Origin of the sequence: Sporosarcina sp. FSL K6-2383, from assembly GCF_038618305.1 — a bacterium.
Classification (GTDB): Bacteria; Bacillota; Bacilli; order Bacillales_A; family Planococcaceae; genus Sporosarcina.
This window is the reverse complement of record NZ_CP152017.1, coordinates 895216-910938: the sequence shown is the minus strand read 5'-3', so window position 1 is coordinate 910938 and position 15723 is coordinate 895216. Positions and strand designations below refer to the sequence as shown.

Sequence of the window (15723 nt, the reverse complement as noted above, 5' to 3'; positions counted from 1 at the left end):
CCTATATTACTTTTTCATAACGAAAGTGTATATTTTATGAATTAATAGTACATTTAACGTATACATATTCATCCCCCACATATAACTTTTCTGCATATATACAATCCACAGAATTTTAAAACGCTAATAAGTTATTTCCAACGAATAGACCCCGGACAATAACTAATGAAAACCCACTATTTTAAAGCGTTTTCATTACTAATAATTCTATTAACTCATCGTACTAATGCTAGTATTTCACTATTCATCCATAAACTTTTCGGCTCAACTTTTTAAAAATAAATTTTGTGAAAGATGATTTTCACTTGTTTCTTCATGTACCTAAGACTAGATTCTCCATTTTTGAAACTTTTTTCATAATAAGGAATAGACCGAAAAATAGAAATAGGATATACTCTATTTACAAAGGAAAATAAACAGGTTATTATGTATAAATATTCACTTTATACAAACCGACTTGTTATACATTGGGGGATGCATATGAAAAAGTTTTCTTTAGCTTCATGGTTTTATTTTTTAATTCCATCTATCCTCGGGATTGTTCTATTTATGATTCCGATAAAATTGGGGGGCGAGTGGAAAGTTCCAGTTGCCATGTTCGCAAACATTTTGGCGAAAGAACTTGAACCCGCAATGCCTATGGCGGCCATGATCATTATCGTTATCGCCGCACTTGGCTCTACATTGTTTTTATTTGTTAGGACAGAGCATGCCAAACCGTCATTTATGACAAGTTTATTCAAAGTAACACCATTCTGGGTAGTTACTCGTATTATCGGGGCTACATTTGCAGTCATGGTAACATTCAAAATTGGACCTGAAGCAATTTGGAATGAAAACACAGGGGGGCTTCTTCTTTCACCAGGTGGATTGGTCTCATTTCTATACACAGTTTTCTTATTTGCCGGATTACTTTTACCACTACTCTTGAATTTCGGGTTGCTTGAATTTTTTGGAACAATGATGGTAAAAGTCATGCGTCCATTATTTAAATTGCCCGGTCGTTCATCGATTGATGCGCTGACATCATGGATTGGGGACGGAACAATCGGTGTATTGCTAACAAGTAAACAGTATGAAGAAGGCTATTATACAAAAAAAGAGGCCGCAATCGTTGGAACGACATTTTCGGTCGTATCCATTACATTTTCCATCATCATCATTGAATATGTCGGACTCGGGAATTACTTCCTACCTTTCTATGCAACAGTCGTTTTTGCAGGTCTCGTGCTCGCTTTCATTATGCCTCGTATTTATCCGTTAGTTGGAAAAAAAGAGGAGTATATTGATGGTAGGCCGTTTACTGGAGATGAGGAAAAATTACCTGAAGGGTATAACGCTCTTTCTCATGGCCTAGAAAATGCATTGAAGAAAGCGGATGCAAACCGTTCTTTTTTCAAAACGTTCACTGAAGGTTTTAAAAATGTCCTTGATATGTGGATTGGCGTTATTCCCATTGTCATGGCTTTCGGTACAGTTGCACTTATTCTTGCGGAGTACACAAGCATCTTCACAATTTTAGGAAAACCGTTTGAACCCATTCTATCCGTCCTCGGCATCCCACAAGCGGCAGACGCTGCGCAACTTATGGTTGTCGGATTCACGGACATGTTCCTACCTGTTATTTTGGCAGAGGGTCTTATCACATCTGAATTGACATTGTTCGTCGTTGCAACAGTATCCGTGACACAATTGATTTTCATGGCTGAAGTTGGTGGGCTCTTACTCGGATCAAAAATTCCGGTTAACTTCCTAGATTTGGTCGTTATCTTCCTATTGCGTACACTGATTTCACTGCCTATCATTGCAGGGATTGCCCATTTACTGTTTTGATGAAATGTTTCGATGAAATATAAAAGACTTCGCGATTCGTTGCGAAGTCTTTTTCGTGTTAGCTATTCAATTTTACTTTCAGCTTCGAAAGCATATCGACAGTCATTTTGTCTAAATCGTAATCAGCTTTGAATCCCCATTCCGTTATAGCCGCCGTTGGATCGATTGAATCTGGCCAACTATTCGCAATAGCTTGGCGCACCGGATCAACATCGTAAGCCATTTCAAATGATGGCATTTGCTTGCGTATTGAAGCCGCAATTTGTGAAGGCTCAAAACTCATCGCCGTCACGTTAAATGCATTACGGTGGATTAATTTCGATGAATCCGCCTCCATTAGACCTACAATTGCCTGCAAAGCATCAGGCATATACATCATATCCATATATGTACCTTCCTCAATATATGATGTGTACTTCCCTGATTCAAGCGCCTTATAATAAATGTCCACCGCATAATCCGTTGTACCACCGCCTGGTTGTGCTACATATGAAATAAGACCGGGGAATCGAACACCACGTGTATCGAGTCCAAACTTATGGAAATAATAATCGCATAATAGTTCCCCAGCCACTTTATTGACACCATACATCGTCGTTGGACGTTGCAGTGTATCCTGCGGCGTATCTATTTTCGGAGTCGAGGGACCAAATGCACCGATTGAACTTGGGGTGAAAAATTGCAAATCTAGTTCACGTGATACCTCAAGCGCATTCATCAGACCGCCCATATTAAGATTCCATGCAAATAATGGCTCTTCCTCTGCTTTCGCAGACAATAGTGCCGCCATATGCATCATCGTATCAGCACCAAAATCTTTTGCAAGCGTATACATTTTAGCGGCATCTGTTACATCCAGTACTTCAAATGGCCCCTCCGTCATAGCATCCGTGCATCGAATATCTGTCGCTAAAACATTATCCATGCCATATTCTGAACGAAGCTTTGTAATCAATTCTGAACCGATTTGACCCAGTGCCCCTGTTACGATAATTTTCTTCATTTTCAATTGCTCCTCGCCTGTGAACGTTTGTATTTTTGGAGAGTACACCATTTCGTTAATTTTATAATTTCATTGATTCTATCAATCAAATTCATTATAGAACGTTCTCAGGGAAAAGACAATGCATTTTAAAATATAAGTGAATGTCTGACAAATCACTAACTATAATAAAAATCCCCTCTTATCGACAGAAATTTTCTGTTCATAGGAGTATGTGCTTCATTCAGTTTTTTATTAACAAAGCCCGTACTAAAAAATAAACCCGGACAGCCTATTAGCCATCCGGGATTCGTAATTCATTATGAAATAACACCGAGCTCTTTACCCACTTTTTCGTAAACAGCAAGTGCTTCATCGAGCATTTCTTTCGTGTGAGCTGCGATTGGCATATTGCGGACGCGCCCTTTTCCTTTAGCAACTGTTGGGAAAATAATTGATTTTGCATAGACGCCTTCTTCTGCAAGACGACTTGAAAATTGTTGTGTAAGCTTTTCTTCACCAATAATGCATGGTGTAATCGGCGTTTCAGAAGCACCAATGTTAAAGCCAAGCTTAGCAAGTCCTTCTTTCAAGTAATTACCGTTGTCCCATAGCTTGTCATGCAGCACTGTAGATTCTGTAATTTTGTCGAGTGCGCCCATAATCGCCGCAACGTCACCTGCTGGCAATGCAGTCGAGAATAGGAATGGACGAGAACGAACTTTCAACCAGTCAATCAATTGCTGTGAGCCCGCAACGTATCCACCTACAACACCGATTGCCTTTGACAATGTGCCAATTTGGAAGTCGATTTCTTTTTCAAGACCGAAATGCTTCACAGTCCCTTTTCCTTTACCTGTTACACCCGAACCATGCGCATCATCCACGTACGTGATCAAATCGAATTCCTTCGCGATTTTCACGACTTCTGGGAGGTTGGCGATATTGCCGTCCATCGAAAACACACCATCCGTAATATACATCACTTTTTCATATAAGCCGGACTCTGTTGCTTCCTTCGCTTTCGCACGTAAATCGTCCATATCTTGGTGCTTCAAGCGAATGATTTTCGCGCCCGATAAACGGCAGCCGTCGATGATGGAAGCATGATTTAATTCATCCGACAGAATTGCATCTTTTTTACTCATAACAGCTGAAATTGCCGCCATATTACAGTTGAAGCCGGATTGATAAGAAATTGCAGCTTCTGTCCCTTTAAATTCCGCAAGCTTTTTTTCAAGCTCAATATGAATATCAAGCGTCCCGTTAATTGTGCGAACTGCTCCTGCACCAACACCGTATTTAGTCGTTGCTGCGATTGCTAACTTTTTCAAATCTTCGTCTGTCGCCAATCCAAGATAGTTATTAGAAGACAAGTTAATCAAATCTTTACCTTTAATTTTAATAATTGGGCCATTTGGACCTTCGACAGGTTCAATTTCATTGTATAACCCTTGGTCGCGGAGATCCTTTAAGTTTTCCTGTAAAAAAGTATCGAGTATTTTGGACAAAACAATCTTCCTTTCAAACGAATGATGCTTTCATTTTATCACACGATTGGCCCAATCGTGGAATAATGACTATTCCCGTTATGGCAATTCCAATAATATCTTCGATTTCAATTCAAATATCGCATGCTTAATAGCTGAATCCATTGTTACTTTCATTCTATTTTCAGCCTGTGCATAGGCCTGCATATAACCCGTCGCATCCAAAATCTTTTCTGTATACGTCTCCCGAATCAAATCAATTTCCCGTTCCGCCTCGGCATCTTTTACACACATAGAGACAAGATCAAGCAATTCATCCCCCGGACGTTCTACATCATAGACATGCGGCTGCGTTGCATCAAGCAGACAAATTGATAACTCAGGGATTTGGACGAGGTCGACCCCTAACGGATCTAAACCACACCAGCCGTACAGAACATCGAAGCCCCGCCTTTCCGCTTCGGTACCAATTGCCTTCATTAGCGTTGATTTCCCTGTACCAGGAAGTCCCTTAATGAGTATTCTTCGTTCTAAACGTTTCGTAATGGAGGGGATAAAATCCTGTGCCCCGCCAGATGTCAACGAGCCGATAAGCCGATGCGAAACAGTCGTTGCCTTATTCAAGCGAATCGTACCAAACAACTCTTCCTTCAACGACAGAATTAGGTTTTCATGTTGCTCCCACATCATTCGCTGTATATTGACAGCTTCCCATTCATCATGAATTCCTTTCGCATCAGCGAGTGATTTCAACGCTTTTTTTAGTGCCTCCTCTGCCTCTTCCAACTCCTCAACTATCAAACCGTTCCAGTCACGCAACTGGTCTTCATCATAGACATCATAAAAGCTAATTACACGATGTCGCCCTCCTATTTCTGCGGGCTCAAGTGCAACAGGATGCGAGGCTTGGATGAAAAATAAATTAGGTCCCTTCACAAAGATAGCATCGGTTTTTTCAGGTTGCACAGGATCCATGAATTTATCGACATCATAGCCGCGTTTCACATAATTCGTAGCCAGTTCATGCAAGACTGTTGATAGCATATTTGTCGGTGGACATTTCAAAAAAAATGTCTCCACAGCTGATGCTATCAATGTATCGTATTTATGAGAAATCCCACAACCCGTATAGGCTGTCCCCATATATTGAGTAATTGTTCCGTACATGTCGACCATCCTTTCTTTACATACGATTAGCCTATGCACGAACAACAAAAAAAAGCACGGCATCGTTGCCCGTGCTTTGAAAAACTATTACAGCAGAACTTTTTCATCCTGCTCTCCAATTATTTTCATCAAAACCCTACGATTTTGCGGCAATGTGTAATGAATCATTTGCCCCAAAAATAATGCGATTAACACCGTACCAACCCCAATCGGACCACCAAATAACCAGCCCACAAGAGCGACGATCACTTCGATAGTTGTTCGCACTTTCTTAATGCTCATCCCTGTCTTTTTAACAAATAACAACATGAGACTATCTCGAGGCCCCGCCCCAATATTAGGCGATATATACATACCAGCCCCATAGCCCATAACAATCACACCGAATATAAAAATAATCAGTTGTGCTCCGAATGTCGTAAAGTCAGGCAGTAGCCAGTTAAAAATATCGATAAAAATACCAAGTAACAGCATATTGAGCCACGTACCGATTTTCGGCCATTCTTTCAAAACTGCGGCTGTCGCGAGGATAATTACAAACCCAGTAATGATTCCCCATGTACCTATCGTCAAACCAAAATGCTTATACAGCCCAACATGCAGTACATCCCATGGACCAATTCCTACCTCTTGGCCTTTAATAGTCATCGAAACCCCAAGAGCCATCACTAATAGTCCTGCAAAATAAAAAATCCATCTCCACATTAAAACTTTTCGCATTCGAATCCTTCTCTCTACACGTCAAAGAACATTCATGCACGGTCCCCATGAATGCCAAGTTTTCAATCCTCTTATTATAACATGCTATGATCCACTATATAGATTAACTGTATTTTACAACATCACAAAAAGCTGCTTCTGTTATATTTGCCAATTCTTTAGGGGCTACCCTCATCTGCAAGCCCACTTTCCCTGCACTGACAATCATTGATTCCAAGCTTTCTGCTGACTGGTCAATGAATGTCGGATATTTCTTTTTCATACCAATAGCCGAACAACCTCCGCGCACATAGCCTGTTTCTTTCATCAAATCCTTCAAAGGCAGCATATCCAGCTTCTTTACTCCTGCAGCTTTTGCTGCTTTCTTCAAATCCAACTCAAGCACCACCGGCACTAAAAAAACAAATAACTCTCGGGGACCTGCAATTGTCACTAATGTTTTATAGACGCTCGCCACAGTCTGTCCCGTTTTCCCTGCGACTGACACACCATCTAGTAAGCCATCTGTCGCATCGTATTCCATCAGGTCATAGTGAATGCCTGCTCCTTCTACTATTCTGACTGCGTTGGTCTTTGCTGCCCGACTCTGCTTTGCCATCTCTCTTCTTCCCTCCAATAGAAGAAAAGGCCACCAATGAGGTGACCTTCCAACGCATTACGCTACTCTAGAAAACTGTGGTTCCTCTAAACTATAACCTTTTTGCTTCGCCTCAGCTTGAATCGAATAGGTTGAAATAGCTTGTTCGAAACGCTTTCTCATCATAAACGCTTCCCTATCCACACCTACCGGCACTTCAAAAGAAACGATATTTCCCGTTTCAGCTTCACGTCTTGCCATAGTTGCCTCAAATTCAGATTGCGCCAATTTTTGTAATGCAATTTGCGTTTCTGTTTGTATAATTTTTGCAGACGCCGTAGCTGCAAGCTGATAATCTGCAGTTGTTGGTTCCGGCACAGAAACTGCATCCGTCCGCACATCCCGCCAAAGATCAATTGTCTCTTCAAGCGTCTTACCGATTGGAAGTTCGACTTGCTTCATCTGTCCTGCGCCAAGTTCCTGTAATTCCTGATGCTCCGGTTGAACGACTTCCAGCTCGTCCTTCCCCATCAATAAAGCCTCAAGTTCTTCCAGTGTTTTTTGGTTTTGTCCATTATATTGCACATTACGATCATATGCATTTTCAGCATTTTTACGCCGAATCGCATCATAACGTTGCAATTGATCACTTGCCGTCGCGAATGTCATTACAGCATTCATGTACCTTCACCTCCGTAGTGCTATTCTCCGAAATATACTAGTCTAACTATTATACCGGAATTCTCCTTCCAAATAAACCCTACGAAAGTTCTAAAATCTGATTATTAAAATTCTATGCCTTTTACTGCTTCTACACCTTCATCATAATAATGTTTTTCAGGCTCTACCACTGAAACTAAGTCAGCGATTTCCTTGATTTCAGTCAGAGCATCTCTTCCTGTAATGACGAGGTGAACATGTGGTGGTCTATTTTTAATCATATCGATGATTTCATTCAGCGGAAGAACGTCATCGATCGGAAACTTATCGATTGCTAAAGCGTTATTCAATTCATCTAAAATCACAACATCATACTCGCCACTCATGACAGCATCTCTCGCTTGTGGCCATGCTTTCTTGAGCGCTTCCCGATGCTCTTCAGGTGTTTTTGTCCATGTAAAACCAATGCCGAGTTGTACCATTTCCACACCGAGTTTTTTCAACGCAATTTGCTCTCCGTAGGACCGTTGTGGTGATTTAATAAATTGATAAATCTTAACACTTAGTCCTCTTCCTGTGCTACGCAAAGCCAATCCTAATGCAGCTGTTGTTTTTCCTTTACCATGACCCGTGTACACAAGTGTAAGTCCTTTTTGATTTTTACTCATTGTGTGCCTCCTCTAATTTTTTGGTAGGTTAAGCAAACTTCAATCCATTTTTCAACCATCCCTACACATGTTGCAAAATGGAATTGCGTATAACCAGCAACCACATTATCTGTTACATAACCATCTGTCTTTGTACCACGCATCCCAGTTGTCTCATAAGCATGTTGAAATGATTCCACAGGACGGAATGTAGAGTAGTGAAATTCATGTCCTCTTGCTTTTTGGTGCTCATTGAGTAAAAAGTTGTCTTGATGCCCACTAATTTCTCGATAGCCAATTGCTTGTAAAGTAGTATGCATTTTTATATTCCCCGGAATATAGCCGACCATGTCAAATGTTTCTTCAGCCGCCGTTTCGACTGAATGCGTCAAATACATAAATCCGCCACCTTCAGCAAATGTCGGAACTCCTTCTTCAAATGCCACTCTTAATGCCTGCTTGATCGCCTCATTTTGACTAAGCGAACTGACAAACTCTTCGGGGAGTCCACCGCCAATATAAAGTCCGTCAATATTATCGGGTAATGTTTCATCTGCTAACGGCGAAAAGTAAACGAGCTCCGCACCAGTCGACTCTAAAATCTCCAAATTCTCAATATAATACGAATTAAATGCGGCATCCTTCGCCACAGCAATTCGCACAATAGGTTCTTTTTTACTTTCAAAAAACGAAGTCGCTTTCTTCACGTTTAAAGGCTGCGCCAACGAAATCTCCAATAACTTATCCACATCGATCGTTTCAAGCACCAATTGACCTAAGCGTTTGAAAAAAGGATCAAGATCTCCCCTTTCAATCGATGGGACAAGTCCGAGACTTCTTTCAGGTATTTCAATCCCTTGTTCTCGCTTCAAATAGCCGATAACGGGTATTCGACATTCTTGTTCAATTGCTGTTTTCACAATTTCAAAATGTCTGTCACTCCCTACCCGATTGGCAATGATGCCAACGATGTTAGGCTCACTTGACAGTGTTTGAAATCCTTTCACAATCGCCGCCGCACTTCGCGCCACACTTGCACAATTCACGACGAGCAAGACAGGACTCTTAGTCATTACACTAATCTCTGCCGTGCTTCCTTTATCATTTGTAGGGTCTCTTCCATCATAGAGTCCCATAACCCCTTCCATGATGGAAATATCCGCACCTTCACTTCCATGATTAAAAATATCAAGAACCGTCTCTTCTCCAAACATCCAGCTATCTAGATTCCGTGAAATACGTTTGGTCACCGCAGTATGGTAAGAGGGATCGATATAATCCGGTCCACACTTAAATCCTTGGACCACGAATCCCCTTTGTTTCAAAGCGGACATCAAACCAATTGTTACAGTCGTTTTCCCAACTCCACTACCCGTTCCCGCTATTACGAGCCTTCGTTCAGTCATCGAAACTTCCCCCACCCTCTGTCATAACCATTACAACATGATACCGTTCTTAATAAACTTCTTCTCTATCGCCTCTATCATAGCTGTCGTAATAAGCTGTTCAATACCTTTTCGCATGTCATCTTTGTATTCGCGATGACCTAGTTGATTTTCCTGCTGGTTGGCAGCAATGACTACCACATCTCTTGCCGAATGAACCGATTGCAGGTTTAGCTGCTGACAAACTTTCACCTTCGCCTCTATAACTGTCATATAACAATCAAACAACGCTTTGTCTTGTAAATGTCCATCTACAAACAATAGTAGATGAACACCATCCAAGCTTTTATACTTATGAACATCCACTTCAATCGCTACCACAATCATTAGTTGAATACCCATCAGTCGTTGCTCGATCAGAACAACATCCTCTATATTCCCAGTCGTTGCAATAGCCGCTGCTTGCTCAGACGGAATACCATAATTACCCAACCATGCAGACGGCGATTTTTCACCGACTGAATGGCTGGCTACTAAACAAAAATGCTGCAACCACTGCACTCCTTCTCCTACATCCGCATTTGATAGCGTGCGTAAAGGTTGTTCGAAGCGTAGATGAACCGAACTTTCATTTCGTTCGACTTGAAAGCTATCTAACAACGGCGTCGGGTCTGCACTGTATGAATGGGTTGGCGTCAAATGAAGCTGAGGTTTCGGAACAAGCGGGTGTGCTTGCGTCTTAACTTCAACTTCATACACTTTTTTCAACTGCTCTTCCTTACGTAACGTATTCACGTCACCAACCTCTAAAAATGAACCTTCGTAAAGCAGCGCAACCCGGTCTGCATACAGCGATGCCACGTTCAAATCATGCAAAATCGCAAATATGGTCAATCCCTTCGTCTGTTGCCACTCTTTCAGCAAATCCAACATTTGAAAAGTATGCTTAATATCCAGGTGGTTTGTCGGTTCATCCAATAGTAAAATCTCAGGCTCCTGTGCCAATGCTTTTGCCAACAAAACCCGTTGTTTTTCTCCCCCGCTCAACAAGCGAAATTGCGTCTTGCGATAACGTTCGACTTTAGAAATCTCCATCACCGCATCAATCACTTCACGATCATAGGCCGATAACGTTTTCAACATGCCCTTTTGGTGCGGATATCGTCCAAGGCTAATGATTTCCTCGACAGTGTAATCGAACGTCATTTGAACTTCCTGAGAAAGTACTGCTACTTTTTTCGCCTTCTCCAACTTCGTTAATTTCGACATCGCTTTCCCATCAATGAAAATATCACCTGAAATGACGGGCAATTGCCCTGTAATTAATTTAAAAAGGGTCGTCTTTCCACTACCGTTCGGGCCAAGTAATGCAAAAAACTCTCCTTGTTTTATGTCTAAACTAATGTCTTTGACAATTGGTTTCTTCCCATAGCCGCCTGCGAGTCGATCGACTTTAATCATCCTCGTTCACCTCTTCCGATTCTTTCCCTAATCAGCAGAAAAGCAAAAACAGGCGCGCCAATCAATGCGGTGATGACACCAATTGGCAATTCCCTCGGCGCAATAATTGTCCTGGCCAACAAATCTGCCAATATAAGAAAAGAACCTCCGAACAACATCGACAATGGCAGAAGATGTCGGTGATTCGGCCCTGTCAGTAAACGAACTAGATGTGGGATAACAAGACCAACAAACCCGATTGAACCCGACACCGCTACCGCTGCCCCCGTCAACAATGAGGCACCAATCAAAATCATGGTTTTACCTCTTTTAACATTGACACCAATATGATCTGCCGCTTCCTCACCAAGTGCAAGCGCATTCAATTCACGATAATGCATGAGTAAAATAATCGTCCCAATAATCATAAATGGCACAACAAGCTGAACGTGGCTCCATCCTCTCATCCCTACACTGCCATAAAGCCAATACATAATTTGCGTCATCGAATCCTTATCACCTAAGGAAATGAGCAGTGATGTAATTGAACCGATAAATGAGCCAACGATAATTCCTGCCAAGACAATCGTTTCAATCGCAAGACTCCTGCTGCTCAAACGAACTAATCCAAAAACAATCATAAGCGTAATAAATCCACTAACAATTGAGACGACTGGTAATGTAAAACTCCCAAGACCAATAATCGTGAATTGAAAAAATAGAACAAATACCGCCCCTAAGGCAGCACCTGACGAAACACCGATTGTATAGGGATCCGCTAACGGGTTACGTAAAAGCCCTTGAAATGCGGCACCCGCTAACGAAAGCGAAGCGCCGACACAAAGGGCCAGTAAAACCCGTGGCAGTCGAATATTCCAAATGATCAACTCTTCATTACGCGGAATATTTTCAAGCCAACCAATACCAAATGATTTATCCAACACAATATGCAAAATAGTCATGATCGGAAACTGTACGCTGCTGATGAATAGACCAAGTAACAGCGTACACAGCACAAACCCAATACTTAGTAAGTAAAGCCAGCCAATCTTACTCCCCAAAAACTTCCGGATAAATGATCTTTGCAAGCGTCTCTACTCCTTCAATCAAACGAGGTCCTGGGCGAGTGACCGTATCACTATCTACATCAAATACTTGTTCATTTTTTATCGCAGTTACTTCTGCCCAACCATCGCGTGCTAAAACTTGTTCAGCTGGATTGTCAATATAGTAACCATATGTCGTAATAATGACATCCGGGTTCAACTGTACAATCTCTTCTTCTGTCATCTTCACCCAACCATCTTGATCTTCAGCAGCATTTGTTGCGTTAATTGCTTCCAACATTTCATGCATGAATGTATTTTGCCCTGTTGTAAAAATGTCTGGAGCAGGGGCAACTTCTACCCATACTTTCTTTTTATCTGTAATCCCTTTTACTTTGTCTTCAACTGCTGCACGTCGGTCTTTCATGTCGTCAATGATTTCATCTGCTTTTTCAGACGTTCCCGTTGCCTGCGCAATCATACCCATCGTTTTATAAACATCATCAAAAGTTGAAGCACTGCCCGTCACAACGACTGTAATGCCTGCTTCCTCATATTGCTTCAGAATATTGCCATGCGTATCGTGATGGTACGTCGTGACAAAAACAATATCAGGTAAGAGCGAAAGAATAAGCTCCGCATCCATATCCTGGCCACCCACTTTTTGTACGCTTAACGCTTCTTCGGGATAGTTACAGTAATCGGAAACACCTATCATGCGTTCGCCTACACCAAGTGCATACAAAATTTCTGTATTGCTCGTTTGAATCGACACAATCGATTGTGGTTCGCTCTCTATTGTCACTTCTCGGCCTGCATCGTCCGTAATGGTAACTGGAAACGCTTCGATGACTTCTCCAGTAACCTTAGCTGCCCCTTCATCAGTACCCTCACCTTGCACTGTACCAGTCGAACCATTATCTGTGCCACACGCTGTCAAAATAGCAAGCATAAAAACAAACACAAAACTTAAAAAAACCCATCTTTGAAATAAATCCTTCAATATAATCTCTCCTCTTTTTGACATCAAAAAAAGCGCTCTTCTTTAGAAGAAGGCGCACAGAGAAAAGCGTTATCAACAAATCTCTTACAACAAAAAAAGAGATTCATCTGGGAAAACTCCATCATGAAGCCATACCCAAATAAGATGATAAAACACTTTAAACATCCCTTCCTCGAGGAAGCTTAAAATCAAAATAGGCAGGTCTCCTGACTTACGTCTCATCGGCAAACTAATTCCTTCCCATGCAATATGCACAGTGGATTTTCTTTAGTCGCCATAAACGCTTACAGTGACGGGATCGTGTTGGATTCACACCAACTTCCCTCTTCGTTTTAAACAGTTATTTTTCAACCATTCAAAAAACCTATTTCTCAATTATTCTTTTTTTAATGTTATGTATTCCGTACCAAGTATATAGAAGATTTGGCGGTAAGTAAACTACGTTTCAAAAGTATTCATACACTTAGCTCCTTACTTTTCATTTTAAAGAGGTGCTCTCCAGTCGATTTACAACTGAAAGAACACCCATTTTTATCATTCGTAACGCTATTTATTTTTCAAATAATTTTTTCAGCGCATCTGCCATTGCTGTATCTTCTGGTTCTTCCTGCTTATTCATGTATTTTTGAACGTCGCGTTTATCAGCTTTCTTGCCACCCGAGTTTGCACGGCGTTTTTCGAATGCCGACAGCTTTTCACGATGACCACATTTGCAGACGAAAATCCTGCCATCGCCTTCCCCACGCAATTCCAATTTCTTTTTACAAACTGGGCATCTTGCGTTCGTTAATGTCGATACATTTTTACGATGACCGCAATCACGATCCTGACAAACAAGCATTTTGCCACGCTTGCCATTGACTTCTAGTAAAAGTTTTCCACAATCTGGACATGTTTTCCCCGTGACGTTATCATGCTTGAACTTTTTGTCATCCGTTTTAATTTCTGTTACAGTACGCTTCGAAAAAGCAATCATATCCTTCATGAAGGCAGCTTTTTTCATCTGACCGTTGGCGATTTTCGTCAGCCCTTGCTCCCACTCTGCCGTCAATGCCGGTGATTTTAAATCCTCCGGAACAAGTTCAAGCAGCTGACGTCCTTTTGACGTCGTGTAAATATCGTTACCCTTTTTCTCCATCACAAACGAATTGAATAATCGTTCAATGACATCCGCACGTGTCGCAACTGTTCCCAGTCCGCCCGTTTCACCAATCGTCTTGATCAGCTCTTTAGATTCACCTTGCATAAACTGTGCAGGATTTTCCATCGCCGCAAGCAATGTTCCTTCGTTAAAACGAGCAGGTGGTTTCGTTTTTCCATCCGTCATCACAATGGCACGAATACTCACCTCATCACCTTTTTTAAATGAAGGAAGTGTATCTGTATCGACTTCTTCCTCATCCGTCGAATAAACCTTTTTCCAACCTTCATCTGTAATCGTGCGGCCCTTTGCCTTGAACATTTCTCCACCAACTGCAAATTCCGCTGTGACCTGATCAAAACGGAACGAACCAAAGAACACGGCCAGAAAGCGTTTAACAATTAAATCATAGAGACGCTGTTCTTTATCTGATAAATTTTGTAGAATTGGCGTTTCCTCTGTCGGAATGATTGCATGGTGATCCGACACACGCTTATCGTCGATAACACCCTTCTGTGGTTTAACCGCTCCTGAACGCAGTAGCGTGTTAACCGCTTTGCGATATGGCCCAATATCCACAGCTTTAATACGCTCTTTCAGCGTACTCTCCATATCCGATGTCAAATGCTTCGAATCCGTACGCGGGTACGTTACGGCTTTATGGCGCTCATATAAATTTTGTAACGTTGATAGCGTCTCTTTCGCAGACCATGACCACCGACGATGTGCTTCTTTTTGCAGCTCCGTTAAATCAAATAAATGCGGTGCGGGTTGGGACTTAGGCGTCATTTTTACGTCTGTTACCTTTCCTGCATGAACCCCATCCAACTTGCCCATCAACTTCTCAACCGTTTCCTTGTCGAATGATTGCGTTTGGCCCGCTTTATCATGCCAGGTAAATTTCGCAGTTTCTGTTAGTGCCTGCAACCCATAAAATGATTTCGGCTTAAAATCACGAATCTGCTTCTCACGCTCCGCAATCATGGCAAGCGTCGGTGTCTGTACGCGTCCTGTCGATAATTGGGCATTGTATTTCACCGTCAGTGCGCGCGTCGCATTAATGCCGACCACCCAGTCCGCTTCCGCACGGGCAACCGCCGCCTCATACAAGTTTTCATAAGCACGACCGTCTTTCAAATTATTAAAGCCATCTTTAATTGCTTTATCCGTAACCGAAGAAATCCACAACCGTTTCACAGGCTTACGAACTTTCGCCTGCTCCAAAATCCAGCGTGCCACAAGCTCTCCTTCACGTCCCGCATCCGTTGCAATAATGACATCTTTAACATCATTACGCTTCAACTGTGCTTTTACCGCATTAAATTGCTTCGACGTTTGACGAATCGGCACAAGCTTAAAAGGCTCTGGAATAATTGGTAAATGCTCGAGCTTCCACTCCTTAAATTCATTGCCATACCCTTCTGGATCTGCATGTGTTACAAGATGGCCTAGCGCCCATGTAACAATATAATTGCTTCCCTCAAGAAATCCATTTCCTTTTTTATTGCAGCCGAGCACCCGCGCAATATCGCGTGCTACGGACGGCTTTTCAGCTAATATAAGTGATTTAGACATCGGTAAATCCCCTTTCTTCCTATGACAATTATATAGGAAAACCAGGTTATTTGCTCG

13 protein-coding genes and 1 riboswitch are annotated in these 15723 nt (G+C 41.9%); of the genes, 1 reads left to right on the top strand and 12 read right to left on the bottom strand.

Annotation, left to right across the window (positions count from 1 at the left end):
• Positions 1 to 480 precede the first annotated feature (480 nt).
• Complete coding sequence (locus MKZ10_RS04740) at positions 481 to 1833, top strand: YjiH family protein (protein WP_342508348.1); 1353 nt, start codon at positions 481 to 483, stop codon at positions 1831 to 1833.
• Positions 1834 to 1891: 58 nt separating this feature from the next.
• Here MKZ10_RS04740 and MKZ10_RS04735 read toward each other — a convergent pair whose 3' ends face one another.
• From MKZ10_RS04735 to MKZ10_RS04680, 12 genes are all read right to left on the bottom strand, one after another.
• Positions 1892 to 2836, bottom strand: coding sequence for an L-threonine 3-dehydrogenase (locus MKZ10_RS04735; protein ID WP_342508346.1), 945 nt, complete (start codon positions 2834 to 2836; stop codon positions 1892 to 1894).
• Between the two features lie 299 nt (positions 2837 to 3135).
• Positions 3136 to 4326 carry a glycine C-acetyltransferase gene (locus tag MKZ10_RS04730; RefSeq protein ID WP_342508344.1) on the bottom strand — a complete coding sequence of 397 codons (1191 nt, stop codon included), beginning with the start codon at positions 4324 to 4326 and terminating at the stop codon, positions 3136 to 3138.
• Between the two features lie 78 nt (positions 4327 to 4404).
• Positions 4405 to 5472 (bottom strand): hypothetical protein, encoded by a 1068-nt coding sequence (locus MKZ10_RS04725; RefSeq protein WP_342508342.1) that lies wholly within the window; start codon positions 5470 to 5472, stop codon positions 4405 to 4407.
• A gap of 87 nt (positions 5473 to 5559) precedes the next feature.
• Positions 5560 to 6192: a YitT family protein gene (locus MKZ10_RS04720; RefSeq protein ID WP_342508341.1), complete on the bottom strand. Its 633-nt coding sequence runs from the start codon at positions 6190 to 6192 to the stop codon at positions 5560 to 5562.
• Positions 6193 to 6295: 103 nt separating this feature from the next.
• Positions 6296 to 6790, bottom strand: a complete 495-nt coding sequence (ybaK, locus tag MKZ10_RS04715) for a Cys-tRNA(Pro) deacylase (RefSeq protein ID WP_342508339.1) — start codon at positions 6788 to 6790, stop codon at positions 6296 to 6298.
• 57 nt (positions 6791 to 6847) lie between these two features.
• A complete protein-coding gene (locus MKZ10_RS04710; RefSeq protein ID WP_342508338.1) occupies positions 6848 to 7450 on the bottom strand; it encodes a hypothetical protein in 603 nt (200 codons plus the stop codon).
• 104 nt (positions 7451 to 7554) lie between these two features.
• A complete protein-coding gene (locus MKZ10_RS04705; protein ID WP_342508336.1) occupies positions 7555 to 8097 on the bottom strand; it encodes a cob(I)yrinic acid a,c-diamide adenosyltransferase in 543 nt (180 codons plus the stop codon).
• Complete coding sequence (locus tag MKZ10_RS04700; protein WP_342508335.1) at positions 8094 to 9482, bottom strand: cobyrinate a,c-diamide synthase; 1389 nt, start codon at positions 9480 to 9482, stop codon at positions 8094 to 8096. The genes MKZ10_RS04705 and MKZ10_RS04700 overlap by 4 nt, the downstream gene beginning before the upstream one ends.
• Before the next feature lie 30 nt (positions 9483 to 9512).
• Complete coding sequence (locus MKZ10_RS04695) at positions 9513 to 10922, bottom strand: ATP-binding cassette domain-containing protein (protein WP_342508333.1); 1410 nt, start codon at positions 10920 to 10922, stop codon at positions 9513 to 9515.
• Positions 10919 to 11989 (bottom strand): iron ABC transporter permease, encoded by a 1071-nt coding sequence (locus tag MKZ10_RS04690; protein WP_342508331.1) that lies wholly within the window; start codon positions 11987 to 11989, stop codon positions 10919 to 10921. Before MKZ10_RS04690 ends, MKZ10_RS04695 begins: the two co-directional genes overlap by 4 nt.
• Entirely contained in the window at positions 11952 to 12950 is a 999-nt protein-coding gene (locus MKZ10_RS04685; RefSeq protein ID WP_342508329.1) for an ABC transporter substrate-binding protein, read from the bottom strand. The genes MKZ10_RS04690 and MKZ10_RS04685 overlap by 38 nt, the downstream gene beginning before the upstream one ends.
• 178 nt (positions 12951 to 13128) lie before the next feature.
• A riboswitch (cobalamin riboswitch) is annotated at positions 13129 to 13333 on the bottom strand.
• A gap of 167 nt (positions 13334 to 13500) precedes the next feature.
• On the bottom strand, positions 13501 to 15666 hold the full coding sequence (locus tag MKZ10_RS04680) for a DNA topoisomerase III (RefSeq protein ID WP_342508327.1): 2166 nt from the start codon (positions 15664 to 15666) through the stop codon (positions 13501 to 13503).
• Positions 15667 to 15723 lie beyond the last annotated feature (57 nt).

What these genes read in the sequence shown, in the direction of transcription:
- MKZ10_RS04720 (WP_342508341.1), bottom strand. Translation starts at nt 6,192, where the DNA reads ATGCGAAAAGTTTTAATGTGGAGATGGATTTTTTATTTTGCAGGACTA.
- MKZ10_RS04735 (WP_342508346.1), bottom strand. Translation starts at nt 2,836, where the DNA reads ATGAAGAAAATTATCGTAACAGGGGCACTGGGTCAAATCGGTTCAGAA.
- ybaK (WP_342508339.1), bottom strand. Translation starts at nt 6,790, where the DNA reads ATGGCAAAGCAGAGTCGGGCAGCAAAGACCAACGCAGTCAGAATAGTA.
- MKZ10_RS04705 (WP_342508336.1), bottom strand. Translation starts at nt 8,097, where the DNA reads ATGAGTAAAAATCAAAAAGGACTTACACTTGTGTACACGGGTCATGGT.
- MKZ10_RS04725 (WP_342508342.1), bottom strand. Translation starts at nt 5,472, where the DNA reads ATGTACGGAACAATTACTCAATATATGGGGACAGCCTATACGGGTTGT.
- MKZ10_RS04740 (WP_342508348.1), top strand. Translation starts at nt 481, where the DNA reads ATGAAAAAGTTTTCTTTAGCTTCATGGTTTTATTTTTTAATTCCATCT.
- MKZ10_RS04710 (WP_342508338.1), bottom strand. Translation starts at nt 7,450, where the DNA reads ATGAATGCTGTAATGACATTCGCGACGGCAAGTGATCAATTGCAACGT.
- MKZ10_RS04700 (WP_342508335.1), bottom strand. Translation starts at nt 9,482, where the DNA reads ATGACTGAACGAAGGCTCGTAATAGCGGGAACGGGTAGTGGAGTTGGG.
- MKZ10_RS04695 (WP_342508333.1), bottom strand. Translation starts at nt 10,922, where the DNA reads ATGATTAAAGTCGATCGACTCGCAGGCGGCTATGGGAAGAAACCAATT.
- MKZ10_RS04680 (WP_342508327.1), bottom strand. Translation starts at nt 15,666, where the DNA reads ATGTCTAAATCACTTATATTAGCTGAAAAGCCGTCCGTAGCACGCGAT.